Source organism: Pantoea sp. SGAir0175, from assembly GCF_043547855.1.
The window spans coordinates 2,211,366-2,236,599 of record NZ_CP028081.1; the positions used below are offsets into that span (position 1 = coordinate 2,211,366).

Here is a 25,234-nt window from a genome sequence, read left to right on the forward strand (position 1 = left end):
ATTCCGAACCTTGCGCCAGAACGCGCCGGTAATAATGGCACATTTCACGGTGTACATACCAGTAAGACAAGGATAATTCGTGCGGTAGCGTAGAGCTCAGGACCAGGAAAAGCTATGCTGCTGACATTCTCAGCCATGACAGAGCATTATGAACAAAATTGTCTATGTGGAAGATGAGCCGGAAGTCGGCGAACTGATTGCGGCTTATCTTGGCCGCCACGATATTGAGGTGCTGGTTGAGACGCGCGGCGATCGCGCGGAAGCGACCATTCTCGCCGCCGATCCGGATCTGGTATTACTGGATATCATGCTGCCGGGCAAAGATGGCATGACGCTGTGCCGCGATTTGCGTGCGCACTGGCAGGGACCGATTGTGCTGCTGACCTCGCTCGACAGCGACATGAACCACATTCTGGCGCTGGAGATGGGCGCCAATGACTATATTCTGAAAACCACGCCGCCGGCGGTGCTGCTGGCGCGTCTGCGCCTGCATCTGCGCCAGGCGCACGTGGCCAAACCGGAAGCCGCACCCGCCGTGCAGAGCTCGCAAAAGGTGCTGCGGTTTGGTTCACTCACCATTGATGCGCTCAACCGCCAGGTGATCCTGTTCGACGAACCGATCACCCTTTCGACCGCCGATTTTGACCTGCTGTGGGAGCTGGCGAGCCACGCCGGAGAAATTCTCGACCGTGACGCGTTGCTGAAAACCCTGCGCGGCGTGAGCTATGACGGCATGGATCGCAGCATCGACGTCGCCATTTCACGCCTGCGCAAGAAACTGTACGACAGCGCCACCGAGCCGTTCCGCATCAAAACCATCCGTAACAAAGGCTATCTGTTCGCGCCGCAGGCCTGGGATACCCGCTCCTGATGAGAAAGCTATTCATTCAGTTCTATCTGCTGCTGTTCGTCTGCTTCCTGGTGATGACGCTGCTGGTGGGTCTGGTGTACAAATTCACCGCCGAGCGCGCCGGACGTCAGTCAATGAACGACCTGATGGCCAGCTCGCTGTTTCTGATGCGCAGCGAACTGCGTGAGATCCCGCCGCGCGACTGGAACAAAACCATCCGCAACCTCGATCTCGATTTATCCTTTGAGCTGCACATCGAACCGATGAGCAAATATCAGCTGGACGAAGCCGACATGAAGCGGCTGCGCGCCGGTGAGATCGTCGCCCTCGACGATCAGTACACCTTCCTGCAGCACATCCCGCGCAGCCACTATGTGCTGTCGGTCGGACCGATCCCTTACCTGTTTTATCTGCACCAGATGCGCATCCTTGATATCGCCCTGCTGGCGTTTATTGGCATGTCGCTGGCGCTGCCGGTGTTCATCTGGCTGCGACCGCACTGGCAGGAGATGCAGCGGCTGGAGAAAGCGGCTCAGCGCTTTGGTCGCGGCGAGCTTGACGTGCGCACCCATTTTGAAAACACCTCCAGCCTGCACAGCCTTGGCGTGGCGTTCAACCAGATGGCGGACAACATCAATACCCTGGTGGCGAGTAAAAAACAGCTGATTGACGGTATCGCGCACGAGCTGCGCACGCCGCTGGTCCGGCTGCGTTACCGGCTGGAGATGAGTGAAAACCTCAGCGCGGCAGAATCCGCGGCGCTGAACCGTGACGTCGGCCAGCTGGAGAGCCTGATTGAGGAGCTGCTGACCTATGCGCGCCTCGACCGGCCGCGCGTTGACCTCAATCTGCAATCTTTCGATCTGGCCCAGTGGCTGCGCGTGCACATCGCTGACGTGCAGACCATGAATCCGCAAACGCACATTACGCTGGATATTCCGCAGCTGGAAAACATTGGCGCGGCAGATACGCGCCTGATGGAGCGGGTGCTGGATAACCTCGTTAATAACGCCCTGCGCTATGCGCAGCAGCGGCTGCGCGTCAGCCTGTGGTTTGACGGCGCCATCGGCAATCTGCAGGTTGAAGATGATGGTCCGGGCATTCCGCCGGATGAACGCCAGCGGGTATTCGAGCCTTTCGTACGGCTCGATCCCAGCCGCGATCGCGCCACCGGTGGCTGCGGCCTCGGTCTGGCGATTGTGCACTCTATTGCGCAGGCGCTGCAGGGCCAGGTCTCGATTGAGAGCAGTCCGCTGGGCGGCGCCTGCGTGCGCTTCTGCTGGCCAGTTGATCTCCCCTTGCGCGACGTGACGCCGCGCTTACCTTCATAAGGAGCATGTTACATGACCGCAGCTTATCAGGAACTTAGCCGCACCTTTCAGCGCCTGGCGCGTTTTGGCCATCTGGGCGCGATTGCCGGCGTGGATATGCAAACCACCATGCCGCCGGGCGGCAGCCAGGCGCGTGGAGAAGCGATGGCGGAGCTGAGCGTATTTATGCACGAGCTGCTGACCGACAAGCGCCTCGGCGGGCTGTTTGACGCCGCCAAGCAGGAGTCGCTGAACGATGTGGAGCAGGCCAATCTGGGCGAAATGCAGCGCGCGTGGCGCCAGGCAACGCTGCTGCCGGCCTCGCTGGTGGAAGCCAAATCGCTGGCCGGCTCGCGCTGTGAACACGCGTGGCGCAGTCAGCGTCCGGCCAATGACTGGCAGGGCTTCAGCGCTAACCTGAAAGAAGTGGTGAAGCTGAGCCGCGAAGAGGCACAGCTGCGCGCCGATGCGCTCGGCGTATCACGCTACGATGCGCTGCTGGATGTGTTTGAGCCAGGCATGACCAGCGCGCAGCTCGACAGCACTTTTGGCGATCTGAAAAGCTGGCTGCCGGATCTGCTGCAAAAAGCGGTAGCCCGCCAGCAGGCAACGCCGATTGCCCAGCCGGTCGGCCCCTTCGCCATCGAATCACAAAAGCAGCTCGGCCTGAGCGTGATGGCGACGTTAGGGTTTGATTTTAATCACGGCCGGCTGGACGTGAGCGCGCACCCGTTCTGCGGCGGCGTACCGGAAGATGTGCGTATCACTACGCGCTACAACGAAAACGATTTTCTCAGCGCGCTGATGGGCGTGATCCACGAAACCGGCCATGCGCGCTATGAACAGAATCTGCCACAGCAGTGGCGCGGACAGCCAGTGGCGCTGGCGCGCTCGACCGCGATGCATGAATCGCAAAGCCTGTTTATGGAGATGCAGCTGGGGCGCAGCCACGCGTTCCTGCAGCATATTCATCCCCAGGTAGTGGCGCTGATGGGCGACCAGCCGGCGCTGGAGCGCAACAATTTTATTCGTCTGACCCAGCGCGTGCAGCCGGGCTTCATTCGCGTCGATGCCGACGAGCTGAGCTATCCGGCCCACGTGATTTTACGTTACGAAATCGAGCGGGCGCTGATTGAAGGCGAGATTGAAGTCGAGGATATTCCGGCGCTGTGGGATGAAAAAATGCAGCAGTCGCTGGGTATCGATACGCGTGGTAATTACCGCGACGGTTGTATGCAGGATATTCACTGGACCGACGGTGCTTTCGGCTACTTCCCGACCTACACGCTGGGTGCGATGTACGCCGCTCAGCTGTTCCAGGCGGTAAAACGCGCCATTCCGCAGGTGGACCAATTGATTCAGCAGGGTGAACTGCAACCGGTGTTTGACTGGCTGCAGCAGAACATCTGGCAGCACGGCAGCCGCTTCCCAACGCAGCAGCTGCTGGTCAACGCCACTGGCGAAGCGCTCAACCCACACTATTTCCGTCAGCATCTGGAACAGCGTTATCTCTCTGCATAACCGTGCGGCGGCCGGGCTGGCCGCCGTTTTTTACCCGTACAGTCGCCCGCGATTGCAGCGCCCTCGCCCGGTTTTCCTGCTTTGTACAATCCGTTACACGCCGATACCATTCCCTCACTGAAGGCACGAATTGTTTTACATATAGTGCATTCACCGGCCCCGCAGTGGGCTACACATGAAAAAATAGTTCGAGGGTTTTGCAATGAAAAAATTATTTGCGCTGGTGATCGCCGCTGCTATGGGTCTGTCTTCTGTAGCCTTCGCTGCTGAGACAACAACTGCTGCTCCTGCTGCTGCTGCAACTACCGCTGCACCGGCTAAGCACAAAGCTGTTCACCACAAAAAAGCCGCTGCTCAGAAAGCGCAGGCTGCCAAAAAGCACAAGAAAGTAGAGAAGAAAGCACCAGCGGCTCAGAAAGCGCAGGCGGCTAAAAAGCACCACAAGAAAGCCACCAAACCAGCTGCTCAGAAAGCCCAGGCCGCTAAAAAGCACCACAAGAAAGCCACCAAGCCAGCTGCTCAGAAAGCCCAGGCTGCTAAAAAACACCACAAAGCCACCAAGCCAGCTGCACAGAAAGCTCAGGCGGCTAAAAAGCACCACAAAAAAGTAACCAAACCTGCTGCTCAGAAAGCTCAGGCTGCTAAAAAGCACCACAAAGCGAAAAAAGCTGCTAAATAAGGTTGCCTTGCGCGCCAACACCGCATTAATGATTGAAAACACCCGGTTCTGCCGGGTGTTTATTTACTGGAGTAGCGAAAAATGGTGCGTCGCTATCGCTTCGAAATTATCCTGATTGTCATGATTCTGTGCGGCATTATTGCGGCCAGCTTTTTTATCTAGTCGTTGTAGCGTGCTGATTACTCCAATATTTCTCCCTTTTTTACCGCTCACCGACTATAGTTATCGCTCAAGCGTGATGACCATAACCTCTATTTATTCTCGCCATTGAGAGAACTATGCGCCTGGCTATCCTGTTATTTGTAGGTCTTTTTAGCTTTAACCTCACAGCCCATGCCGATGATGAAGACGGCCCCAGCCCGGAAGAGATTAAGACCCTGTTCTTCGGCAAAGATCATCGTAAAGCCATTACCGACGTCAGTGCGGCGCCGTGGGATGCCATTGGTCAGTTAGAGACGGAAAGCGGCAATCTGTGCAGTGCCACGTTGATTTCGGCCCATCTGGCGCTGACGGCCGGACACTGCTTACTGACGCCCCCGGGCAAATTCGACAAGCCGGTCGCGCTGCGCTTTATGGCGGGTGCCAAAGGCTGGCGCTACGAAATTCATGATATTGACGCGCGCGTAGAGCCTTCGCTGGCGCGGCGTCTGCAGGCGGATGGTGAAGGCTGGATCGTGCCGCCAGACGCGGCACCTTACGATTACGGCCTGGTGATTCTGCACAATCCGCCGTCCGGTATCGTGCCGATTCCGCTGTTTGACGGTTCACGCAGCGATTTAACCGCCGCGCTGAAAACCACCGACCGCAAAGTGACACAGGCCGGTTATCCCGCTGACCATCTGGATACGCTCTACTCGCACAGCGATTGCCTGATCACCGGCTGGGCGCAGCGTGCCGTGCTGTCGCACCAGTGCGACACCCTGCCCGGCGACAGCGGTTCACCGCTGCTGCTGAAGCGCGACGGCGAGTGGCAGCTGATTGCGGTACAGAGCTCGGCGCCGGCACCGGCCGATCGCTATCGCGCCGATAACCGCGCCATTGCCGTCACATCCTTTAAAGACAAGCTGGAAGCGCTGGCGCAATAAGTCAGCCCAGCTGCTCCATCGCCTGCAGGATACGTTTGTCGGAGATGGGATACGGCGTGCCCAGCTGCTGCGCAAAATAACTGATGCGCAGCTCCTCCAGCATCCAGCGAATCGCCTGTACCTCTTCATCGTCCTGACGCTGCGGCGGCAGCTTGTTACGCCAGCTTTGCCACGCCTGCTCCACCGCCTGCACTTTCAGCATCCGCGCCCGATCGCTGTGTGGATCGACCGGCAGCTTCTCCAGCCGGCGCTCAATACCGTGCAGATAGCGCAGTGTGTCGCCCAGCCGCTGATAGCCGTTGCCGGTGACAAAACCGCGATACACCAGGCCGCTCAGCTGCGTTTTGATATCCGCCAGCGCCAGTGCCAGCGTCATGTCCACCCGCCCCTTGAGGAACTTGTTGATGTTGAACACGCTGGTGAGAATCTGCTCGACCTGGCTGGCGATGGTCACCACCGTGTCGTTGAGTTCGGCGCGTACTTTATCGCGCAATTGCTCGTAGTTTTCCTGCTGCCACGCCGGCCCACCGGCGTCCGCCATCAGCTTATCCACGCCGCAGGCGATACAGTCATCAATCAGCTCCAGCACTTTGCCGTACGGATTGAAATAGAGCCCGAGCTTGGCTTTGTTCGGCAGCTTCTCGTGCAGATACTTGATTGGCGAAGGAATGTTCAGCAGCAGTAACCGCCGCTGGCCGCGCCACATCATCTTCTGCTGCTCGCGTTCACTGTCAAACAGACGAATCGCGACGCTGTCTTTTTCATCCACCAGCGCCGGCCAGGCTTTGACCTGATAGTTGCCGCGCTTCTGCTCATAGTTTTGCGGCAGATCGCCGAAGCTCCACAGGTGTAATCCGCTCTGCTCCAGTCCGTCATCCGCCACCTTGGACAGCGTCTCCTGCACCTTGCCTTTCAGCACCTGCTTCAGCTGATGCAGGTCTTTGCCTTCCTGCAGCTTCCGGTTGTGCTCATCCACCACGCGGAAGGTCATTTTCAGGTGATCGGGCACCTGATCCCACTGCCAGGCGTCGCGCTCAATGGTGACGCCAGACATGCGGCGGAACTCACGCTCCAGCGCATCCAGCAGCGGCTGCTCCAGCGCCGTCACGCGGCCAAGAAAGGCTTCAGCGTAGTTGGGTGCCGGCACAAAGTTGCGTCGCACCGGCTTGGGCAGCGACTTAATTAGTGCGATGATCAGCTCGCGGCGCACGCCGGGGATCTGCCACTCGAAGCCGGCTTCGTCGACCTGGTTGAGCAGCGGCAGCGGGATGTGCACCGTCACACCATCCGCATCGGCCCCCGGTTCAAACTGGTAGCTGAGCTTCAGTTTCAGGTTGCCCTGATACCAGAAGTTCGGGTAATCCAGCTGGCTGACCTTCTCCGCGCCGTCTTTGATCAGCATTTGCTTATCAAAGCTCAGCAGATCCGGATTGTCCTTACTGGCCTGTTTCCACCAGCTGTCAAAGTGCCGCGCTGAGACCACCTCGCTGCCAATGCGGCGATCGTAAAACGCAAACAGCGTCTCGTCATCGACTAAAATGTCGCGCCGCCGCGATTTGTGCTCCAGATCCTCGATTTCACTGCGCAGTTTCAGGTTATTGCGGAAGAAGGCGTGACGCGTCTGCCAGTCGCCTTCCACCAGCGCATGACGGATAAACAGCTCCCGGCTGAGTTGTGGATCGATGCGGCTGTAATTGACCTTACGCGCCTGCACAATCGGCAGCCCGTACAGCGTGACTTTCTCGGTGGCCATGACTGCGCCCTGCGCTTTCTCCCAGTGCGGTTCACTGTAGCTGCGCTTCAGCAGATGCTGGGCCAGCGGTTCGATCCACTCCGGATCGATGCGCGCCGCAACGCGGCCCCACAGGCGACTGGTTTCCACCAGTTCCGCCACCACGGTCCATTTTGGTGGCTTCTTAAACAGCCCGGAACCGGGGAAAATAGCGAAACGCGCGTTGCGTGCGCCGGTAAACTCCTGCTTTTCCGCATCTTTCTGACCGATGTGTGACAGTAGACCGGTGAGCAGCGCGCAATGCACTTCGCGATACGGTGCCGGCTCGCTGTTAAGCGGCATGCCCAGTTCCCGCACCACCTGACGCAGCTGGGTGTAGATGTCCTGCCATTCGCGCACGCGCAGGTAATTGAGATAATCGCTTTTACACTGGCGGCGGAACTGGTTGCCGGACAGCGCTTTCTGCTGTTCCTGCAGGTAGTTCCACAGATTAACAAAGGCGAGAAAATCCGACTCTTTGTCAGCAAAACGCCGGTGTTTCTCGTCAGATGCCTGCTGTTTCTCCACCGGACGCTCGCGCGGATCCTGAATCGACAGCGCAGCGGCAATAATCATCACTTCGCGCACGCAGCCAAATTTCTGCGCTTCCAGCACCATGCGCGCCAGGCGCGGATCGACCGGCAGCTGCGCCAGGCTGCGCCCGGACGGCGTCAGTTTGTACGCACCTTCCTCGCTCAGGGTGATCGCGCCGAGCTCCTCCAGCAGGCGCACGCCGTCCTGAATATTGCGCTTATCCGGCGCTTCGACGAACGGGAATGCGGCGATGTCGCCCAGTCCAAGCGCCGTCATCTGCAAAATTACCGACGCCAGGTTGGTACGCAGAATTTCCGGGTCAGTAAACGCCGGGCGGCTGAGGAAATCATCCTCTGAATAAAGGCGGATACAGATCCCTTCCGACACGCGGCCGCAGCGCCCTTTGCGCTGGTTAGCCGACGCCTGCGAGATCGGCTCGATCGGCAGACGCTGCACTTTGGTGCGGTAGCTGTAACGGCTGATGCGCGCAGTGCCGGGATCGATGACATATTTAATGCCCGGCACGGTGAGCGAGGTCTCAGCGACGTTGGTCGCCAGCACAATGCGGCGGCCGCTGTGCGCCTGAAACACCCGGTTCTGTTCGGCGTTGGACAGGCGCGCATAGAGCGGCAGAATCTCGGTGTGCGGTAAATCGCGCTTCATCAGCGCATCGGCGGTATCGCGAATTTCGCGCTCGCCGCTCATGAAGATCAGGATATCGCCGCGCCCTTCGCTGCTCAGTTCGTCAACCGCATCGAAAATTGCCTGCAGCTGATCGCGCTCGGTGTCTTCGGCATCTTCTACCACCGGACGATAGCGTACATCGACCGGATACGTGCGGCCCGAAACCTCGATTACCGGGGCATTATTGAAGTGGCGCGAGAAGCGCTGCGGATCGATGGTTGCTGATGTGATGATCACTTTCAGATCGGGACGACGCGGCAGCAGTTCGCGCAGGTAACCCAGCAGGAAATCGATGTTCAGACTGCGTTCGTGCGCTTCATCGATGATGATGGTGTCATACTGCAGCAGCAGACGATCCTGCTGAATTTCCGCCAGCAGAATACCGTCGGTCATCAGTTTGACCTGAGTGGTTTCGCTGACCTGATCGTTAAACCGCACCTTATAACCGACGGTGCCGCCGGGCGTGGTTTCCAGCTCTTCGGCAATGCGGTTCGCCACGGTGCGTGCCGCCAGACGACGCGGCTGCGTATGCCCAATCAGCCCTTTCACACCGCGCCCGAGCGCCAGACAGATCTTTGGCAACTGGGTGGTTTTACCTGAGCCGGTCTCACCGGCGACAATCACTACCTGATGATCGCGAATCGCGTCGGCGATGTCCTGCTGCTTCTGGCTGACCGGCAGATTGTCCGGAAACGTAATGCGCGGCGTCGCGGCAGCGCGCTGCGCCACGCGCTGTTCTGCCGCGGCGAACACCGGCTCCAGCTCAGCCATAATTTCCTGCTGCGCCGCGGGATTTTTCACCTTTGCCGCCCCGTGCAGTCGACGCTGCAGCGCTTTGCGGTCGCGCAGCATCAGGTTATTGAGCCGCGACCAGAGTGGGGCCAGAGGTGACGTAACGGATGATGACATAGTGATGAATTACCTGTTGTTGCAGTGAGCCGGCATTCGCGGCTCGGCGCCGGGCAGAATTTTCCGGCGGATTCAATCGATTAATGCCCGCCATCTTAGCACAGATTGGAACATCTCACCTGACCGGACGTGCCACCTTATTCAATAATTTCGAACATAGGCCTCGAAATATTGCGCTTTTACCTGCCGGACGAACTCCGTAGAGTGTAACGCATTGAGCGGTAAGCCAACCGCGTAACGTACAGGAAAATACCATGAGCAAAGTTTTAGTTCTGAAATCAAGCATCCTTGCCGGTTACTCACAGTCTAACCAGCTGGCAGACTTCTACGCTGATGAAGCCCGCGCCAAAGGCGATGAGGTCACGGTACGCGATCTGGCTGCCCAGCCGATTCCGGTACTGGACGGTGAACTGGTTGGCGCCCTGCGTCCTTCAGACGCGCCGCTGTCGCCACGTCAGCAGGACGCGCTGGCCCTGTCCGATGAACTGATTGCTGAACTGCAGGCGCACGATACCGTGGTTATCGCCGCCCCGATGTACAACTTCAACATTCCTACTCAGCTGAAAAACTACTTTGACCTGATTGCCCGTGCCGGCGTCACCTTCCGCTACACCGAAGCAGGCCCGGAAGGACTGGTGAAAGGCAAACGTGCGGTGATCCTCTCCAGCCGTGGCGGCATTCACAAAGACACCCCGACTGATCTGCTGACCCCGTACGTGAAACTGTTCCTCGGCTTCATCGGCATCACCGACGTTGACTTCGTGTTTGCCGAAGGCATTGCCTACGGTCCGGAAGTGGCAACCAAAGCCGCCAGCGATGCTAAAGATGCCATCAAACAGATTGTTGCTGCGTAATCATCATTAAAACAATGCTATCTATCTTGCCGGGCCTGAGTGCCCGGCTTTTTTATGCCTGCGCTATCGTGGAAGCAATTATTTCTGCACCCACTGACCATTTATCCCGCGCACATATTCGCCGCTGCCGGCACGGTTAACCAGCTTCTCGCCGGCGATGCGCGCCACCTCGGCGGTGGTGAGGTTGTTCTGCTGCGCCACGCGCTGATACTGCTGGCTGCGGCCGTCATTGATGCGCTTAACCAGCGCCAGCGTCTCTTCATCCTGCTGACGAGCGGCGATATAACCGCTCAGCGTTTCGCCCACGCGCCCCTGCTGGCGCGCCTGATCCAGCGTCAGCGCCCAGGCCGACGGCACCAGCAAAAGCGCCACTAACAGCGCTATCCCCTTGCGTTTCATCGGGCCTCTCCTCAAAACAGTCCGCTCTGATTCTTCAGCAGCGCTTCGACGTCTTTATCCACCTTGATGTGGATTTCATGTTCGATTTTTACGTTCATGTTGATGGTGATTGGCTCTTTGGGTGCGGCGACTTCGATGCGCGGCACACAGCCCAGCAGCGGCAGTCCCGCTGTCAGCACCAGTAATGCCCTCAGGCTCATGGTTTCGGGTCCTTGTTGGATGGCAGGGTGGCGTTTTGCTCCACCCAGGATTGCAAATTATCGCCAAAGCGCAGGCTGCGCCACAGCTGGAACAGGTTTTCCTGATGACGGTAATTGAGATTGACGGACTGGCGGCGGTTACTGAACTGGCTGGTGCCTTTCACCTCGCTTTGCAGAATCAGGTTACCGAAGTTATCCAGATCCAGCGTCGCCCACGAACGGGCAATCTCCATGTAGCGCAGCCAGTCCATCGCCGCCCCGGCGGCCACGTTATTGCTGACAATCGCATCCGCCATGTCTTTGTCCATGCGGAACGTCAGCGGGCCGCTGTTGGCGATCCAGCCCTTTTCAATCAGCCAGTGCGGATTGTTCACCCACAGCGGCAATTCGCCATTCACTTTACCGGACATGGCAAACTGCTTCGGCTTGAGCGCCGTCACCAGCCGGCTGAGATCAATGTCACGCAGCGAAATCCGCGCCGGCTGATGCTGCGGTAAACGCAATGCTGGCATGCTGACGTGCCCGCCGAGCAGATCGAGATTGACGTTGCTGAGCGTCAGCGGCTGGCGCTCCTGCCACGGATAGTGGCCCTGCAGATCCGCAGTTATGTTTTGCAGCGCAAACTGGTTCTTCACTTCGGCGATGCGCAGCGACACCGGCCCGCGGCGCCCCAGCTGCCACTGATGATCTTTTAGGCGGAACGGCAGGGTAAAATCGATGCCGTTAATTTCGCTGTCCGGCATCCATACGCTGCCCTGTTTCACCGCCCAGAAACCGCCCGCCTCAAACCCCTGGCCGCTGGCGGCGGAAAAGGCCATCTGCGCGCGCAGCTCGCCAGACTGGATACGCATCTTCAGATCGCTGCTCAGCAGCGGCTGAAATACGCTGAGCGACTGCGCCGGCCACCAGGCTTCACCACGCAGCCGTTCGCCGTCCCAGCGGCCATGCACGCGCAGCGGTCCGATGTCTTCAGCGGTGAGCTGACCGCGCCACAGAAAATGCCCTGGATCGCGCCCTTTGGCATCGAAACGCAGTTCGGACGGCGGCAGCCAGCCACCGTAGCTGAAGCGCGTCTGGCCGGAACGCAGCGCAAACCCGCCGTTAAACGCTGGCTGTGCCACATCGCGCTGCCAGCGCACCGGCGCGGTCAGCATCAGGCGCGGCTTATCCACCTGCACCATGCCGTACGCCAGCTGATCAAACCCGGTGTTCAGCGTATCGAGGCTGATCAGGGTGTCGTGCCAGCTGCCGGTGCCCTTCACATCCCATTTGGCGCTAAGCGGCGCCATCACGCCTTCGCCCCAGTAACGCCAGTTCCAGCGTCCGCTGTCTGGCCAGAAGTCGCTGGCGCGCCCGTCGAGATGCAGCCTGAAGCGGCCGAAACTGGGGTCGTGCGCGTTGAGAATCGCCTGTAACCGGCCGTTGATGCCGCGCGAGGCCACGCTGACGCCGGCCAGCGGCCAGCGCGCTTCATCTACTTCCAGCGTCGAGAGTAAGCGTCCGCGCAGGCGCAGCAGTGCGCCCGGCTGCAGGCTGAGCTGCGGATCGCTGAGCATGCCATGTACTTGTCCGGGAATGGTGCCGTACAGTTGCAGGTCGGCAAACTTGCTTTCGCCGGTTAACTGGAACGGCAGTGCGCTGTCAGTCAGGCTCAGCTTGCCCGGCCCAACGCTCAGTACCAGGTTGCCTTTCCCGCCGCGTCCGGCGGTCAGTAAATTGAAGCGGCCGCGGATCTGCGTCTGTTCCAGCCCCTGCTGCCAGTCATCCAGTGTCAGCGCCACGCCGCCCGACAGCGGCTGCGACCCGAACGGCCAGCGCCAGTGACCGGCAGTGATGCGGATTTGCTGTGCATCGACCTGCCACGGCAGCTGTAACAACGGCTGTGGTTCCTGTTGCTGGCGCACCACCAGTTCGCCCTGCTGCTGCTGCCAGTTGAGCGTCAGCGCCAGCGGCTGCGGCCACTGCGTCAGGTTAAGCGCACCGCTGAGCTCACCCGCCACCGGCAGGCCATCGGCAAAAGTCGGCAGCGTCAGATTGCCATGCAGTTCGACCGGTTGCGGCAGTATGGGATGGCTGAGCTGCAGCTGATCAATGTGCAGCTGCTGCCCCTGCAGGCGCGCGGCGACGCGCAGGTTGTCGCCCTGATAATGCAGCTGCTGAAGGTCTTTATCTAAAGTCAGATCGAAGCGGCCCGCATATTGCTGCCATGGCAAAATACTGAGCTGTTGCAGATGGATATCCGCGCCGGGCAGCATCTGCTGCCACTCTGCGAGGCTGCGCGGCGCATCGCGCGTGGCACTGTGCGGCAGCGCCTGCAGGCAATCGCTGTTGAACGCCACCTCGCGCGCATCAAGCTGCCAGCGCTGTTGCGTCCGGCCAAGCCCCACGTCGGCGACCTGCGCCAGCAGGCAGTCGCCGGCCAGATAGCGCACATCAGGAAACACCAGCCGGCCCTGCCGCCAGTGCGGCGCGCCGTGCAGCTCCACGCGGGTATTTTCCGGCAGCCAGATACCTGCCAGCCGCGGCAGCCAGTGCGTCAGCGTCAGCAGCAATCCCAGCAGCAGCAGTATCAGCGCCAGTAGCGCAGCAAGTAGTCGACGGAGGCCCCGCGTCATGGCTGTTAACGTTCCTGTTCTTTACCCAATCCTGACAGTGATGATGGCATGTTACGCCCGGCAAATGAAGGCGTTACCGCTTTAGTCTGGCTGAAGAACAGCAAAATGACGCGGAAAACGTTATCCTGATGTGATACCGACGTAACATTTTTCAGGAGCGAAACAATGAAAGTTGCGGTTTACAGCACCAAGCATTACGACCAAAAATACCTCGAGCACGTTAACGAAAGCTACGGATTTGAGCTGCAGTTTTTTGACTTCCTGCTGAGCGAAACCACGGCGAAAAACGCTGCTGGCTGTGATGCGGTCTGTATCTTCGTTAACGATGACGGGAGCAAAGCGGTGCTGGCGGAGCTGGCGGCGCTGGGCGTGAAATATATCGCGCTGCGCTGTGCCGGTTTCAACAACGTCGACCTCGACGCCGCAGCCGCGCTGGGGCTGCAGGTGGTGCGCGTGCCCGCCTACTCGCCGGAAGCGGTAGCGGAACACGCGGTAGGTCTGATGATGACGCTCAACCGCCGCATTCACCGCGCTTACCAGCGCACGCGCGATGCCAACTTCTCGCTGGACGGCCTGACCGGTTTCAACATGCATAACAAAACCGCTGGCGTGGTCGGCACCGGCAAGATTGGTGTGGCGACGATGCGCATCCTGAAAGGTTTTGGCATGCGTCTGCTGGCGTACGATCCGTACCCCAGTGACGCCGCGCTGGCGCTCGGGGCGGAATATGTTGATTTGAAAACGCTGCTGGCGGAGTCCGATGTCATCACCCTGCACTGTCCGCTGACGCCGGAAAACCATCATCTGCTCAACGCACAGGCGTTCAGCCAGATGAAAGATGGCGTGATGATTATCAATACCAGCCGCGGTGGGCTGATTGATTCACAGGCGGCGATTGAGGCGCTGAAACAGCAGAAAATCGGCTCGCTCGGCATGGACGTGTATGAGAACGAACGCGACCTGTTTTTTGAAGACAAGTCGAATGACGTGATTCAGGACGACGTGTTCCGCCGCCTGTCGGCCTGTCACAACGTGTTGTTTACCGGCCATCAGGCCTTTCTCACCGCCGAAGCGCTGACGGCGATTTCAGAAACCACGCTCAGCAATTTACAGCAGCTGGCGCGCGGGGAAACCTGTGCAAATCAGGTTAAGGCGTAACGTTCTGCGCCTGCGTTAGCGGGCGCAGGCACCGCCGATCAGCGCCTGTTCGTCGCAGCGACGACCGTTAGCCAGCTGACACATCCCGATGCGTGATCCGTCTAACTGACGCGAGAACGCCAGCGTGCCACCTGCGCTGTTGCAGTTGGCTTCTGCCATGGACGACATCACGACGTGCGGCTGCACGTGCGCGGCGGTGGCCTGTTGCGGCGGTTCATTGTCGCTGTTGCTGCTGCAGGCAGAGAGTAACAGCGCTGCGCCGGCCAGCAGTAAAGTTGCGGCTTTCATCGGTCGGGCTCCGGGAGTGTGAGCGGAAAAGTCGCACCAGCATATGTCAGCAGCGGTGCGCGATCGATAGGCGACACAGCTTTTTACAAAATTTAATATCGTCGTTGGCAAGCAGAATTATCCTGATTGCAGCGTTTTGCCTCTTTTCTCTGCCTGTTCATACGCAACATCAATCAATAAGGAGGAAGGATGTTAGCCGACATGCTCATCCGCATCGCGTTAGCCGGAATACTGGGTGGACTGATTGGTCTGGAGCGCCAGATGCGCGCTAAAGAAGCGGGCCTGCGCACTCACATTCTGGTCGGCATTGGCAGCGCCATGTTCATGCTGGTGTCAAAATATGGCTTTGCCGATATGCTGACTAATGATCATGTGGCGCTGGATCCCAGCCGTATTGCGGCGCAGGTGGTCAGCGGCATGGGCTTCCTTGGCGCTGGAACCATCATCATTCAAAAGCAGATTGTGAAAGGCCTGACGACCGCCGCCGGCCTGTGGGTGACCGCCGCAATTGGCCTGGTGATCGGTAGCGGCATGTATGAAATCGGTATTTACGGCACGGTGCTGGCGCTGGTGGTGCTGGAAACGTTCCGCCGTATCAGCCACTGGCTGATTGGCCGCCATCACACCCTCATCGTCCATCTCAAAGCCAAAAGCGTACCGCTGGTGTTGCTGGTACTGCAGCGCGAAAATTTGCGCTATGGCCACATCGCTGTAGTCAATCGTAACGAAGAGAGCGGCCTGTGCGAGCTGAGCGTTGAGGTGACATTGTCACGCAGATTTCCTATGCACAGCATTTATGACAAAGTGATGGAAATCAAAGGCGTGCAGTCGCTGGAAATGGTTTGACTGCGCTGGCGCTGGCGGGTTAATCGCTGCGGTCGATGGAAGATAAAAAGCCCGGCGCTGCAGGCCGGGCGGCTGGGTTAGCAGGGTTTGAGTTGTCCAATCGCCATTTCAACGGCGCGGTTAGGCGCGCCGGTTAATTCCCGATAACGCAGTTGCAGGTTACGCAACTCGCTGGCCAGCACCTCTTTTTCGGTAGCGGCACCGCGCTGCGCCAGTTCCAGATAGCATTGCCCCACCAGCCGGCACGCCTCCTCAAACACCATATCGTACGTTTGCATTGTTCCTCTCCTCACCTTTAAAAACTAAAAAAAGCGCTGAATCCATCCTGTCAGCGCAGTGAGAAGAAATCTTTACCCAGATCAATAAATATGCAGTTACCGCTGGCAAAATGTGCGCAATGGTAGCCGACTGCGGCGCTGCGCGATTAGGACGGATCCTTTTTGTCGTCATCGCTGGCGCTGCTCACACCGGTAATACCTTCCAGCGCCTGCTGATTGATGACATCATCGGCGCTGTCAACCGCACGCGAAATCGTCAACAGATCCTGAAACTCGCTCAGCAGAATAGCGGCGTCCGACTTAAGCATATCGTCAGCCTCGGCTGACTCAATCACCATGTTGATGGCTTTGTTGGCGCTTTCAATAACTTCAGTGACGCCGCCTTTCTTACTGACGGCCAGTACCAGCGCACCGATCAGCAGCGACTGAGCCTCAACGCGCGCGGTCAACTGCTTGGTGGTGGCATCAATTTGTGAAATCTTCGCCAGCATGCTTAACACAACATTTTTCATCGCTTATTCCTCCCTGGGGAAGCAGGCAGTGTACCGCTTGCAAAATCCGCGACAAACTAAAAATTGTGAATAGCGCAACAGGTCTCTGACCGCGATCGTGCGGCGCACAGAGCGCATCACCGGCAAACCCATAAATCGTGCTGGAATTTGGCGCTGTAATCCGTACCATACGCCACAGACTTTTCCTGCTGACTGCGGTCAGCCGGCACCCATAAAGGCCAGCGCAGCGACCCGCAGCGTGCGCGGACACAGTTAATGCAGGCCTGAGCAGGGCCGCATCAACGCGACATCCGCAGCTGACCAGCGATCACCGAGACCGAAATTCATGTCTGAACATCAAGAAGTTAATAAAAAAGAGCAGTACAACCTGAACAAACTGCAGAAGCGCCTGCGCCGTAACGTCGGTGAAGCGATTGCGGATTTCAACATGATTGAGGAAGGCGATCGCATCATGGTGTGCCTGTCCGGCGGTAAAGACAGCTACACCATGCTGGAAATTCTGCGTAACCTGCAGCAGAGCGCGCCGGTCAATTTTTCGCTGGTGGCGGTGAATCTTGACCAGAAACAGCCGGGATTCCCGGCACACGTGCTGCCGGCTTACCTCGACACGCTGGGCGTGGAGTATCAGATCGTCAACGAAGACACTTATTCCATCGTTAAAGAGAAGATACCGGAAGGCAAAACCACCTGCTCGCTCTGTTCGCGCCTGCGTCGCGGTATTCTTTACCGTACCGCCACTGAACTGGGCTGCACCAAGATTGCCTTAGGTCACCACCGCGATGACATCCTGCAGACGCTGTTCCTCAACATGTTTTACGGCGGCAAGATGAAAGGCATGCCGCCAAAACTGATGAGCGACGACGGTAAACATATCGTGATTCGCCCGCTGGCCTACTGCCGCGAAAAAGATATCGTACGGTTTGCCGAAGCGCGCCAGTACCCTATCATTCCGTGCAACCTGTGTGGTTCACAGCCGAACCTGCAGCGCCAGGTGGTTGCCGATATGCTGCGTGACTGGGACAAGCGCTATCCAGGCCGCATTGAAACCATGTTCAGCGCCATGCAGAACATCGTGCCATCACATATGGCTGATATTAATCTGTTTGATTTTAAAGGCATTAAGCATGGTGATGCGGTGGTTGACGGCGGGGACATTGGTTTCGATCGCGAATCGCTGCCAGCGCAGCCAGTCGGCTGGCAGGCTGACGAGGACGATCAGCCGGACCTGAGTGCTCGCCTCGACGTGCTGGAAATTAAATAACGCGGTGACTTTGCAACATAGAGGCGCGTTGCTCCGGCAACGCGCCTTTTTTATTAACGGTGCGGCGGAGGATCGCTAATCGGCGGAAATTCAGGATCGTGCGGCGGCTCAGGCTCGGGAATGGGCTGCGGTTGCGGCACGGGTTCGGGAATCGGTGGCGGATCGGTCGGGATAGGTTCGCTGGCGTGAATCATGCGCATGCCGTTCTCCTGTTCGCTGAATGTCTGTTAAGCATAGGAAAGGATGCGGCAGCAAGCCAAACGGCAAAAAAAAGCCGGCGGATAAGCCGGCGTCGTACGAATCAAATGTGCTATGCAGTAATTCAAAAAAAGGAAGTAAGACAATATGGAGCGCAACGCCCATCGCTTGACGTTGCATTCACCTGCGGGAGAGAGTTTGCCCCGGTTGGGCTATGCGCTTATTGATGTCGATCAGGTTTTTTCCGCTTTTCTCCCCTGCACCGCCACAATTATCCGTTCATGAGCTGCAGATAACCCCCTGATAACATCACAGCCAGTTGCGGCGTTTCAGCCACAGCGCGACCCCCAGCACCATCACCAGTAACAACCCGCAGAACATGGTAAAGCCGTGCGGCCAGCTGCCACCGGGAATGCCACCGAGATTGACGCCAAACAGCCCGGTGAGAAACGTGGCAGGCAGGAAAATCATCGCCATCAGCGACATGGTGTAAGTGCGCCGGTTCATGGATTCCGCCAGCAGCGAGGCCACTTCATCCGCCAGAATACCGGTACGCGCCACACCCGCATTGAGGTCATCCAGCCCGCGCCCCAGCCGGTCCGCAACATCCTGCATGCGGCGGCGATCGTCGTCGCTCATCCACGGCAGTTTCTCGCTTGCCAGCCGCGCATAGACATCACGCTGCGGCGCCATATAGCGGCGCATCACGATCAGCTGTTTGCGCAGCAGCGCCAGTTCACCGCGCGCCGGGACCTGCTGGTCCATCAGCGCATCTTCCAGCGCGATAATTTTATCGTGCATCTCTTCAATGAATTCGCTGGCGTGATCGGTGAGCGCATCGCAGACGTCCACCAGCCAGCTGCCGCCGTCCACCGGCCCGTTGCCGTTTTGCAGATCGGTCAGCACTTCATCGATGGCATACACTTTGCGACGGCGGGTAGAAACAATCAGCTTGTCATTGATAAATACCCGCATCGCCACCAGCTGGTCCGGGCGCGAATCGGCGTTATGATTCACGCTGCGCAGTACGATCATAAAGCCGTCACCGAGGCGCGTCACGCGCGGTCGCATGCTGTCACCGGCCAGCGCATCCCGCACCGCATCAGGGATCAGCGGCGTGTGCTGCAACCAGTCGGCGCTTTGCCGCTGGGTATAGTTCAGGTGCAGCCAGCAGTGACGCTCGCAGTTGATGACATCTTTATCTTCAATGGCGATAACGCCACCCTTGCCGTCGAACTGGCAGGCGACAATCGCATCCGACACCTGCAGCGCTTTTCCTTCAATGACGTTCACGTACTCGCCTCACTAGCAAAAACAATACGATACAGTCTAGCGCGGCGCGGGACAGTTGCAATTACCAGGGTGTGAGTAAAAATGACAGCGCAACCGGATCGTTCACCGCCCTCCGTGGCGGTTCAGCGTCAGTGCTTCTCAATCCACAATTCCCGGCTGTAGGCAACGTCTTCCGGATTAGTGATGGGATAGCCCTTAACCCACGGCTTGATCAGCCGCCCGTTGGTGTACTGGTAGATCGGCGCAATCGGCGCCTGGTCAGCGATGATCTGCTCGGCTTTGTTGTAATCGGCATTGCGCGCCGCCACGCTGGTTTCATTGCTGGCCTTACTGAGCACCGCATCATATTCCGCGTTACTGAAGCGGGAAATATTACCGCTGTGGCTGGCGGTCAGCAGGCTGAGGAAGGTCGACGGCTCATTGTAATCGCCCACCCACGAAGCGCGAATCACATCGAAATTACCGCTGTTGCGGCTGTCGATATAGGTTTTCCACTCCTGGTTCTGCAATGTCACGTCAACGCCGAGATTCTTTTTCCACATCGAGGCCACCGCAATCGCAATCTTCTGGTGACTTTCAGAGGTGTTATACAGCAGCGTCAGGTGCAGCGGTTTAGCCGGGCCGTAACCGGCGGCGGTCAGCAGGGATTTGGCCTGCGCATTCAGTTCCTGCTGGCTGTGCTGCTGCAGAAAGCTCTGCTGCGGCGTGAAGCCGGCGGTGACGTCTGGTGTGAAGTGCCATGCCGGTTTCTCGCCGGTGCCCAGCACTTTTTCCGCAATGATGCGGCGGTCAATGCTCCATGACAGCGCCTTACGCACCCGCACATCCGCCGTCGGCCCTTTCTGGGTATTAAACGCGTAATAGTAGGTGCCAAGCTGATCCGGCGTATACACCTGCCCCGGCAGCTCTTTTTTCAACAGGCCGTACATATTTTTTGGGAAGGATTCCGTGATATCGATATCCCCGGCGCGGTAACGCTTGGTGGCGCTGGATTCTTCATTGATGGGAATAAAGGTCACTTTCGTCAGTACCGAATGGGCGTTATCCCAGTAGTGCGGGTTACGCACCAGCACAATCTTTTCGTTAACCACGCGCTCCTGCAATTGATAAGCGCCGTTGCCTACCAGCTTACCCGGCGCAGTCCAGCCATCGCCGTTTTGCGCAATGACCTTTTGCGGCACCGGGAACATCGCCACGTTGGCCACCATGCTGGGGAACCACGGTAGCGGACGTGACAATGTCACCTTAAGATGCGTCTCATCGGTCGCCACCACGCCCAGTTTGTCCGGGCTCATCTGCCCTTTGGTGATGGCTTCAGCGTTCTCAATGCCGCTCAGCGCGGCAAACCAGGCGAAAGGCGAGCTATTTTTGGGATCGACCAGACGTTGCCAGCTGTAGACAAAATCCTGTGCGGTCACCGGTTCACCGCTGGACCAGCGCGCATCTTTGCGCAGCGTAAACAGCCAGGTTTTGTTGTCATTGCTGCTCCAGCTCTGCGCAACGCCCGGCACGATTTTGCCCTGCGCATCCTGGTTGGTCAGCCCTTCAAACAGATCGCGCAACACCTGAATCTCCGGCAGACCGACCGCTTTGAGCGGATCAAGCGAGGCCGGTTCATCTTTGATATGGCGGACGATTTCCTGGCTGCTGGCCAGTTGCGCCCCGGCTGGCACACTGGCGGCATAGGCGGATGAGAGAGCGCTGCTGATGATGAGCGCGGCCAGCGTGGTGCGGAAAGTTAGTTTCATCACGACTCCTTGACCCGAAAAAAGGGCGACGGCCAAACCAATGCGTCGCCAGCAACTTTTCGCACTTTATCGCAAATCGCTGATTGATAAATAGCTATTTCCCCGTCTGCTGTTTACCGTTATGTTGAGGCTGGATTGCAGCTCACAATTTTTGCGGCTGAACGCGATGCATGACAGAGAGGAAGGTTATGTCGACACACCACCCGCGCCCGCTGCGCGGTAAGCTGGACGCCGTCTGGCAACAATATGGACATTCGGTGCTGGGTGCGCCGCTGCTGTGGTTTCCGGCACCGGCGGCCGACGAGGACAGCGGACTGATTATCGCCGGCACGCACGGCGATGAAAACGCGGCGGTAGCCACGCTCTCTGCCGCCATGCGCACGCTGCCGGACACGCTGCGGCGTCATCATGTGATTCTGGCGGTCAATCCGGACGGCTGCCAGCTCGGGCTGCGCGCCAATGTCAACGGTGTCGATCTCAACCGCAACTTCCCTGCCGCCAACTGGCAAGCGGGCGATACCGTCTATCGCTGGAACAGCGTGGCCGATGCGCGCGATGTGCTGCTCTCAACCGGAAACGCGCCGGCGTCAGAGCCGGAAACCGCCGCATTGTGCCAGCTGATTCATCGTATCCGGCCGCGCTGGGTCGTCTCCTGGCACGAACCGCTGGCCTGTATTGACGATCCGCACCACAGCCCGCTGGCCAGCTGGCTGGCGGAACAAACCGGTCTGCCGGTGGTGAGCAGCGTCGGCTACGCCACGCCGGGCTCGTTTGGCAGCTGGTGCGCCGATCTCAGTCTGCCCTGCATCACCGCCGAAATGCCGGCCATCTCGGTGGACGAAGCCACCGAGGTGTATCTCGATGCGATGATCAACCTGCTGCGCTGGCAGCCGTCGTCTTAAGCACGCCGTGCGAGAAGTGCAGCGACGGTTCCACATCGGCCGCCAGCCACGTCGGACCGTCGAGGTCAGCAAACGTGGCCTGCGGCGTTAACGGTAGCGCGGCGCGAATGGCGCGTGAGGTACACAACATACAGCCCAGCATGATGGCAAATCCCTGCGCGCGCGCGGCCGTGGCCAGTGCCAGCGCTTCGGTCAGCCCACCGGTTTTATCCAGTTTGATATTCACCATGTCGTAGCGCCCGTGCAGGGCTGCCAGACTGTCGCGCGTGTGGCAGCTCTCATCCGCACAGATCGGTAGCGGATGGATAAAATGGGCCAGCGCCGCATCCTGCGCGGCAGGCAGTGGCTGCTCCAGCATCGCCACCTGCAAATCCGCCAGCAACTGGCAACGCGCCGCCAGCCCTTCTGCCTGCCAGGACTCATTGGCATCGACGATCAGCGTGGCGTCCGGCACCGCACTGCGGATCGCCACCAGCCGTTCGCTGATCAGATGGTTATCCAGCTTAATTTTCAGCAGGCGCGCGCCGTGCTGCCACAGCGCCAGCGCGCTGCTGGCCATCGCTTCTGGCGTATCGATGCTGACGGTATGCGCCGTGACGATCTCCTGTGCCGGCACCGCCTCACACAGCGCCGCCAGGCTGGTGCGCTGCTGCTGGCGCTCCAGATCCCACAGCGCGCAATCAATCGCGTTGCGCGCGGCACCGGCCGGCAACGCCTGTTGCAGCGCCGCCCGCGTCATGCCGTTTTGTAACGCACCGAGCTGTGAAGCAATCTGCTGCAGCACCGAAGCCTCACTTTCGCCATAGCGCGCATAGGGCGTGGCCTCGCCAATCCCTTTGAGGCCATCCTGCTCAATCTCCACCACCACCACGTGCGCCTCGGTGCGGCTGCCGCGCGAAATCACAAACGGCGAGTGCAGCGGCCAGGCTTCCGGATAACTTTTCACTGTTCTCATACTGACTCCTCAAATCCATGACGTCATAACGTGCTGGTGCAGCTCCACGTTGAATTAGGCTCGTAAACCCTTAAAATTTATGTCATAAACAAACGCTATACCTGTTCTGGTGGGGTTAACGCCAGATATTTCATCGTTAAAAGGAAATTGTATGTCGCAGAATGTTCACTTTCAGGGCAATCCGGTGCCGGTTGCCGGCCACTTCCCGCAGGCTGGCGAGCAGGCAAAACCGTTCAACCTGGTAGCGAAAGATCTCAGTGATGTGTCCCTTTCTCAGTATGCAGGCAAACGCAAAGTTCTGAACATTTTCCCAAGCATTGATACCGGCGTATGCGCCGCGTCGGTGCGCAAATTCAACGAGCGTTCTGGCGAAGCTGACAACACCGTGGTGCTGTGCATCTCAGCCGATCTGCCGTTTGCGCAGTCGCGCTTCTGCGGCGCCGAGAACGTCAACAACGTAGTGACCCTGTCTACGCTGCGCGGTGCAGAATTCATTGAAGGTTACGGCGTTGCCATCGCCGATGGCCCGCTGAAAGGCCTGACCGCTCGCGCCGTGGTGGTGCTGGATGAGAACGACAAGGTGCTGTACAGCGAGCTGGTGAATGAAATCACCGAAGAGCCAAACTATGAAGCGGCACTGGCCGCGCTGAAGTAAGGCTATTGCTGATAAAAAAAGCCGTCTGCAGCAGACGGCTTTTTCATGCATAACGCGGATTATTCGTTTTCGCTGCGTTTCTGGCCGAGGCCATATTCGCGCAGCTTGTTGGCGATCGCGGTGTGTGACACCCCAAGACGTTTCGCCAGTTTACGCGTGCTGGGATACGAAAGATAGAGACGAGTCAGCACTGAACGCTCAAAACGGCTGGTGATTTCATCCAGCGACCCTTCCATTGCCTCTTCGCCCAGCGACACATCCAGCGCCTGCTCCGGCAGCACGATATCCTGCGGACGCAGTTCATAACCTTCCAGCTGCGTGAGCGCGCGATACAGCGCATTTTTCAACTGGCGCACGTTGCCCGGCCAGTTATAGCGCGTCAGGAACGGCGTCAGCTGCGGTGACAAACGCGGGCGCGGCAGTCCCTGCTCATCGGCGAAGCGCGCCACAAACATTTCGGTGAGCGGCAGAATATCCAGCGGACGTTCGCGCAGCGGCGGCAGATTCAGCGTCAGCACGTTCAGACGATAAAACAGGTCTTCGCGGAACTCGCCGCGCTGCACCAGCTCAATCAGATTCTTTTGCGTGGCGCAGATCACGCGCACATCCACATGCACTTCATGATCCTCGCCGACGCGGCGGAAGGTGCCATCGTTCAGGAAGCGCAGCAGTTTGGTCTGCATGCGCGGCGACATCTCGCCGATTTCATCCAGCAGCACCGAGCCGCCGTTCGCCTGCTCAAAGAAGCCCTTCTTCCCTTCCAGCGCGTTGGGATACGCGCCCGCCGCGTGACCAAACAGCTCGCTCTCAGCGACGTCATCCGGGATCGAGCCGCAGTTAAGCGCCAGGAACGGTTTTTTACCGCGTGCACTGCGCAGGTGGCAGGCGCGCGCCAGCATATCTTTACCGGTTCCGGTGTCGCCGACAATCAGCAGCGGCGCATCGTGCATCGCCAGTTTGCGCGCCTGGTCGATCACCTGACGCATTTTCGGCGTCACCGCCACGATGTGATCGAATTCGGAGTCATCGGTGACGCTGAGGTTCTGCAACTGCCGCCCCATGCGCGCGGTGGATTTCAGGGTGATCATCGCACCTACCGGCTGATCGTTCTGCTCATCTTCCTGCGCCAGATAGATCGGGCGCGCTTCCATGAGGAAATCACGCCCCTGTATCACCACATGCTGCGCCTGCGCGTCAACACGTTCACTCTCCAGCCAGCGCTGGAAATTAAAGCCGGCAATCAGCGTGCCGGCGTTCTGGTTACGGATCTTCTGTTCGTCGAGGTTAAACAGGTTCTGCGCCGCCGGATTCGCCAGTTCGACTTTACCTTTCAGGTCGAGGGAGAACACCGGCTCGGGCATCGCCACCAGCAGCGCGCTCAGCGCGCGATGTTCACGTTCAGACGGCATGAAAGACACGGTGCGAACGTCTGTCACGCCCGGTGTACGGCGAATCTCCGCCATCAGGTTGCTGAATGCGTCAAATTCCAGCGCAGAAAAGTTGAGGTAGATGCGGCCCAGCGAGGCAATTTCAATGCCGCGCAGGTCAATATTACGGGCAACCAGCAGGTCGAGTAGCTCGCGCGCCAGACCGATACGGTCCTGGCAGAAAACTTCCAAACGCATTGCGATGAGCCTTAGTCAGGTTTTGATTTTAGAGATAATACGCTAACTTGCAGCGCCTCAGAAGAGTTCTGTCATGAAAAGTTGACACTCTGAGGCAGGTGACG

Annotated in this window: 23 protein-coding genes; 11 read left to right on the top strand and 12 right to left on the bottom strand. The window is 58.6% G+C overall.

What is annotated here, in order from left to right; all coding sequences use genetic code 11:
* The first annotated feature begins 148 nt into the window (after positions 1–148).
* The 5 genes from rstA to C1N56_RS10225 all read left to right on the top strand — a co-directional run bounded on the left by rstA (position 149) and on the right by C1N56_RS10225 (position 5,445).
* Positions 149–871, top strand: a complete 723-nt coding sequence (gene rstA / locus C1N56_RS10205) for a two-component system response regulator RstA (protein WP_021506113.1) — start codon at positions 149–151, stop codon at positions 869–871.
* Entirely contained in the window at positions 871–2,181 is a 1,311-nt protein-coding gene (rstB, locus tag C1N56_RS10210) for a two-component system sensor histidine kinase RstB (RefSeq protein ID WP_021506114.1), read from the top strand. Before rstA ends, rstB begins: the two co-directional genes overlap by 1 nt.
* A 12-nt stretch (positions 2,182–2,193) precedes the next feature.
* The gene (locus C1N56_RS10215; protein WP_021506115.1) at positions 2,194–3,681 is read left to right on the top strand and encodes a carboxypeptidase M32; all 1,488 of its coding nucleotides are present in this window, start codon (positions 2,194–2,196) and stop codon (positions 3,679–3,681) included.
* A gap of 202 nt (positions 3,682–3,883) precedes the next feature.
* Positions 3,884–4,360 (top strand): acid resistance repetitive basic protein Asr, encoded by a 477-nt coding sequence (gene asr / locus C1N56_RS10220; RefSeq protein ID WP_071813568.1) that lies wholly within the window; start codon positions 3,884–3,886, stop codon positions 4,358–4,360.
* Positions 4,361–4,638: 278 nt separating this feature from the next.
* Positions 4,639–5,445 (top strand): trypsin-like serine peptidase, encoded by an 807-nt coding sequence (locus C1N56_RS10225; protein ID WP_021506118.1) that lies wholly within the window; start codon positions 4,639–4,641, stop codon positions 5,443–5,445.
* A gap of 1 nt (position 5,446) precedes the next feature.
* Here the strand turns inward: C1N56_RS10225 and hrpA are convergent, their stop codons facing one another.
* Positions 5,447–9,343, bottom strand: a complete 3,897-nt coding sequence (gene hrpA / locus C1N56_RS10230; RefSeq protein ID WP_394516622.1) for an ATP-dependent RNA helicase HrpA — start codon at positions 9,341–9,343, stop codon at positions 5,447–5,449.
* A gap of 254 nt (positions 9,344–9,597) precedes the next feature.
* Here hrpA and azoR point away from each other — a divergent pair, with 254 nt between their 5' ends.
* Complete coding sequence (gene azoR / locus C1N56_RS10235; protein ID WP_021506120.1) at positions 9,598–10,197, top strand: FMN-dependent NADH-azoreductase; 600 nt, start codon at positions 9,598–9,600, stop codon at positions 10,195–10,197.
* Positions 10,198–10,275: 78 nt separating this feature from the next.
* On the opposite strand, the gene C1N56_RS10240 is transcribed toward azoR, so the two are convergent.
* Genes C1N56_RS10240 through C1N56_RS10250 form a run of 3 tightly spaced genes read right to left on the bottom strand, consistent with a single transcriptional unit; the run spans position 10,276 to position 13,411 of the window.
* Complete coding sequence (locus C1N56_RS10240; protein WP_264239709.1) at positions 10,276–10,596, bottom strand: YdbL family protein; 321 nt, start codon at positions 10,594–10,596, stop codon at positions 10,276–10,278.
* Positions 10,597–10,607: 11 nt separating this feature from the next.
* Positions 10,608–10,796 (bottom strand): YnbE family lipoprotein, encoded by a 189-nt coding sequence (locus C1N56_RS10245; protein WP_010618431.1) that lies wholly within the window; start codon positions 10,794–10,796, stop codon positions 10,608–10,610.
* Positions 10,793–13,411, bottom strand: a complete 2,619-nt coding sequence (locus C1N56_RS10250; protein ID WP_394516623.1) for a YdbH family protein — start codon at positions 13,409–13,411, stop codon at positions 10,793–10,795. Before C1N56_RS10250 ends, C1N56_RS10245 begins: the two co-directional genes overlap by 4 nt.
* A gap of 165 nt (positions 13,412–13,576) precedes the next feature.
* On the opposite strand from C1N56_RS10250, the gene C1N56_RS10255 reads away from it, so the two are divergent.
* A complete protein-coding gene (locus tag C1N56_RS10255) occupies positions 13,577–14,569 on the top strand; it encodes a 2-hydroxyacid dehydrogenase (protein WP_215800138.1) in 993 nt (330 codons plus the stop codon).
* Between the two features lie 15 nt (positions 14,570–14,584).
* On the opposite strand, the gene C1N56_RS10260 is transcribed toward C1N56_RS10255, so the two are convergent.
* Positions 14,585–14,857, bottom strand: a complete 273-nt coding sequence (locus tag C1N56_RS10260) for a putative hemolysin (RefSeq protein ID WP_021506124.1) — start codon at positions 14,855–14,857, stop codon at positions 14,585–14,587.
* Positions 14,858–15,046: 189 nt separating this feature from the next.
* Between C1N56_RS10260 and C1N56_RS10265 the strand changes: the two genes are divergently transcribed.
* Positions 15,047–15,703: an MgtC/SapB family protein gene (locus C1N56_RS10265; RefSeq protein ID WP_021506125.1), complete on the top strand. Its 657-nt coding sequence runs from the start codon at positions 15,047–15,049 to the stop codon at positions 15,701–15,703.
* 77 nt (positions 15,704–15,780) lie between these two features.
* Here C1N56_RS10265 and C1N56_RS10270 read toward each other — a convergent pair whose 3' ends face one another.
* Together C1N56_RS10270 and iraP are read right to left on the bottom strand one after the other, a co-directional pair.
* Positions 15,781–15,981, bottom strand: coding sequence for a DUF2767 family protein (locus tag C1N56_RS10270; RefSeq protein ID WP_010618426.1), 201 nt, complete (start codon positions 15,979–15,981; stop codon positions 15,781–15,783).
* A 146-nt stretch (positions 15,982–16,127) separates the two neighbouring features.
* Positions 16,128–16,493 (bottom strand): anti-adapter protein IraP, encoded by a 366-nt coding sequence (gene iraP, locus C1N56_RS10275; protein WP_010618425.1) that lies wholly within the window; start codon positions 16,491–16,493, stop codon positions 16,128–16,130.
* Positions 16,494–16,818: 325 nt separating this feature from the next.
* On the opposite strand from iraP, the gene ttcA reads away from it, so the two are divergent.
* Complete coding sequence (gene ttcA, locus C1N56_RS10280; RefSeq protein WP_021506126.1) at positions 16,819–17,754, top strand: tRNA 2-thiocytidine(32) synthetase TtcA; 936 nt, start codon at positions 16,819–16,821, stop codon at positions 17,752–17,754.
* 53 nt (positions 17,755–17,807) lie between these two features.
* Here ttcA and C1N56_RS10285 read toward each other — a convergent pair whose 3' ends face one another.
* From C1N56_RS10285 to C1N56_RS10295, 3 genes are all read right to left on the bottom strand, one after another.
* Positions 17,808–17,954 (bottom strand): hypothetical protein, encoded by a 147-nt coding sequence (locus C1N56_RS10285; RefSeq protein WP_021506127.1) that lies wholly within the window; start codon positions 17,952–17,954, stop codon positions 17,808–17,810.
* Between the two features lie 307 nt (positions 17,955–18,261).
* Entirely contained in the window at positions 18,262–19,245 is a 984-nt protein-coding gene (gene zntB, locus C1N56_RS10290) for a zinc transporter ZntB (RefSeq protein WP_021506128.1), read from the bottom strand.
* 128 nt (positions 19,246–19,373) lie between these two features.
* On the bottom strand, positions 19,374–20,993 hold the full coding sequence (locus C1N56_RS10295; protein WP_275024946.1) for a peptide ABC transporter substrate-binding protein: 1,620 nt from the start codon (positions 20,991–20,993) through the stop codon (positions 19,374–19,376).
* 188 nt (positions 20,994–21,181) lie between these two features.
* On the opposite strand from C1N56_RS10295, the gene mpaA reads away from it, so the two are divergent.
* Entirely contained in the window at positions 21,182–21,895 is a 714-nt protein-coding gene (mpaA, locus tag C1N56_RS10300) for a murein tripeptide amidase MpaA (RefSeq protein WP_021506130.1), read from the top strand.
* Here mpaA and ycjG read toward each other — a convergent pair.
* The gene (ycjG, locus tag C1N56_RS10305; RefSeq protein ID WP_021506131.1) at positions 21,864–22,850 is read right to left on the bottom strand and encodes an L-Ala-D/L-Glu epimerase; all 987 of its coding nucleotides are present in this window, start codon (positions 22,848–22,850) and stop codon (positions 21,864–21,866) included. The two genes, mpaA and ycjG, sit on opposite strands and share 32 nt — an antisense overlap.
* Positions 22,851–23,001: 151 nt before the next feature.
* Between ycjG and tpx the strand changes: the two genes are divergently transcribed.
* On the top strand, positions 23,002–23,505 hold the full coding sequence (gene tpx / locus C1N56_RS10310; protein ID WP_021506132.1) for a thiol peroxidase: 504 nt from the start codon (positions 23,002–23,004) through the stop codon (positions 23,503–23,505).
* 59 nt (positions 23,506–23,564) lie between these two features.
* Here the strand turns inward: tpx and tyrR are convergent, their stop codons facing one another.
* Positions 23,565–25,130 carry a transcriptional regulator TyrR gene (tyrR, locus tag C1N56_RS10315; protein WP_211724472.1) on the bottom strand — a complete coding sequence of 522 codons (1,566 nt, stop codon included), beginning with the start codon at positions 25,128–25,130 and terminating at the stop codon, positions 23,565–23,567.
* Positions 25,131–25,234 lie beyond the last annotated feature (104 nt).

Excerpts from the sequence above, each read along its gene's own strand:
- rstA (WP_021506113.1), top strand. The coding sequence starts at position 149 with ATGAACAAAATTGTCTATGTGGAAGATGAGCCGGAAGTCGGCGAACTG.
- rstB (WP_021506114.1), top strand. The coding sequence starts at position 871 with ATGAGAAAGCTATTCATTCAGTTCTATCTGCTGCTGTTCGTCTGCTTC.
- C1N56_RS10215 (WP_021506115.1), top strand. The coding sequence starts at position 2,194 with ATGACCGCAGCTTATCAGGAACTTAGCCGCACCTTTCAGCGCCTGGCG.
- asr (WP_071813568.1), top strand. The coding sequence starts at position 3,884 with ATGAAAAAATTATTTGCGCTGGTGATCGCCGCTGCTATGGGTCTGTCT.
- C1N56_RS10225 (WP_021506118.1), top strand. The coding sequence starts at position 4,639 with ATGCGCCTGGCTATCCTGTTATTTGTAGGTCTTTTTAGCTTTAACCTC.
- hrpA (WP_394516622.1), bottom strand. The coding sequence starts at position 9,343 with ATGTCATCATCCGTTACGTCACCTCTGGCCCCACTCTGGTCGCGGCTC.
- azoR (WP_021506120.1), top strand. The coding sequence starts at position 9,598 with ATGAGCAAAGTTTTAGTTCTGAAATCAAGCATCCTTGCCGGTTACTCA.
- C1N56_RS10240 (WP_264239709.1), bottom strand. The coding sequence starts at position 10,596 with ATGAAACGCAAGGGGATAGCGCTGTTAGTGGCGCTTTTGCTGGTGCCG.
- C1N56_RS10245 (WP_010618431.1), bottom strand. The coding sequence starts at position 10,796 with ATGAGCCTGAGGGCATTACTGGTGCTGACAGCGGGACTGCCGCTGCTG.
- C1N56_RS10250 (WP_394516623.1), bottom strand. The coding sequence starts at position 13,411 with ATGACGCGGGGCCTCCGTCGACTACTTGCTGCGCTACTGGCGCTGATA.
- C1N56_RS10255 (WP_215800138.1), top strand. The coding sequence starts at position 13,577 with ATGAAAGTTGCGGTTTACAGCACCAAGCATTACGACCAAAAATACCTC.
- C1N56_RS10260 (WP_021506124.1), bottom strand. The coding sequence starts at position 14,857 with ATGAAAGCCGCAACTTTACTGCTGGCCGGCGCAGCGCTGTTACTCTCT.
- C1N56_RS10265 (WP_021506125.1), top strand. The coding sequence starts at position 15,047 with ATGTTAGCCGACATGCTCATCCGCATCGCGTTAGCCGGAATACTGGGT.
- C1N56_RS10270 (WP_010618426.1), bottom strand. The coding sequence starts at position 15,981 with ATGCAAACGTACGATATGGTGTTTGAGGAGGCGTGCCGGCTGGTGGGG.
- iraP (WP_010618425.1), bottom strand. The coding sequence starts at position 16,493 with ATGAAAAATGTTGTGTTAAGCATGCTGGCGAAGATTTCACAAATTGAT.
- ttcA (WP_021506126.1), top strand. The coding sequence starts at position 16,819 with ATGTCTGAACATCAAGAAGTTAATAAAAAAGAGCAGTACAACCTGAAC.
- C1N56_RS10285 (WP_021506127.1), bottom strand. The coding sequence starts at position 17,954 with ATGCGCATGATTCACGCCAGCGAACCTATCCCGACCGATCCGCCACCG.
- C1N56_RS10295 (WP_275024946.1), bottom strand. The coding sequence starts at position 20,993 with ATGAAACTAACTTTCCGCACCACGCTGGCCGCGCTCATCATCAGCAGC.
- mpaA (WP_021506130.1), top strand. The coding sequence starts at position 21,182 with ATGTCGACACACCACCCGCGCCCGCTGCGCGGTAAGCTGGACGCCGTC.
- ycjG (WP_021506131.1), bottom strand. The coding sequence starts at position 22,850 with ATGAGAACAGTGAAAAGTTATCCGGAAGCCTGGCCGCTGCACTCGCCG.
- tpx (WP_021506132.1), top strand. The coding sequence starts at position 23,002 with ATGTCGCAGAATGTTCACTTTCAGGGCAATCCGGTGCCGGTTGCCGGC.
- tyrR (WP_211724472.1), bottom strand. The coding sequence starts at position 25,130 with ATGCGTTTGGAAGTTTTCTGCCAGGACCGTATCGGTCTGGCGCGCGAG.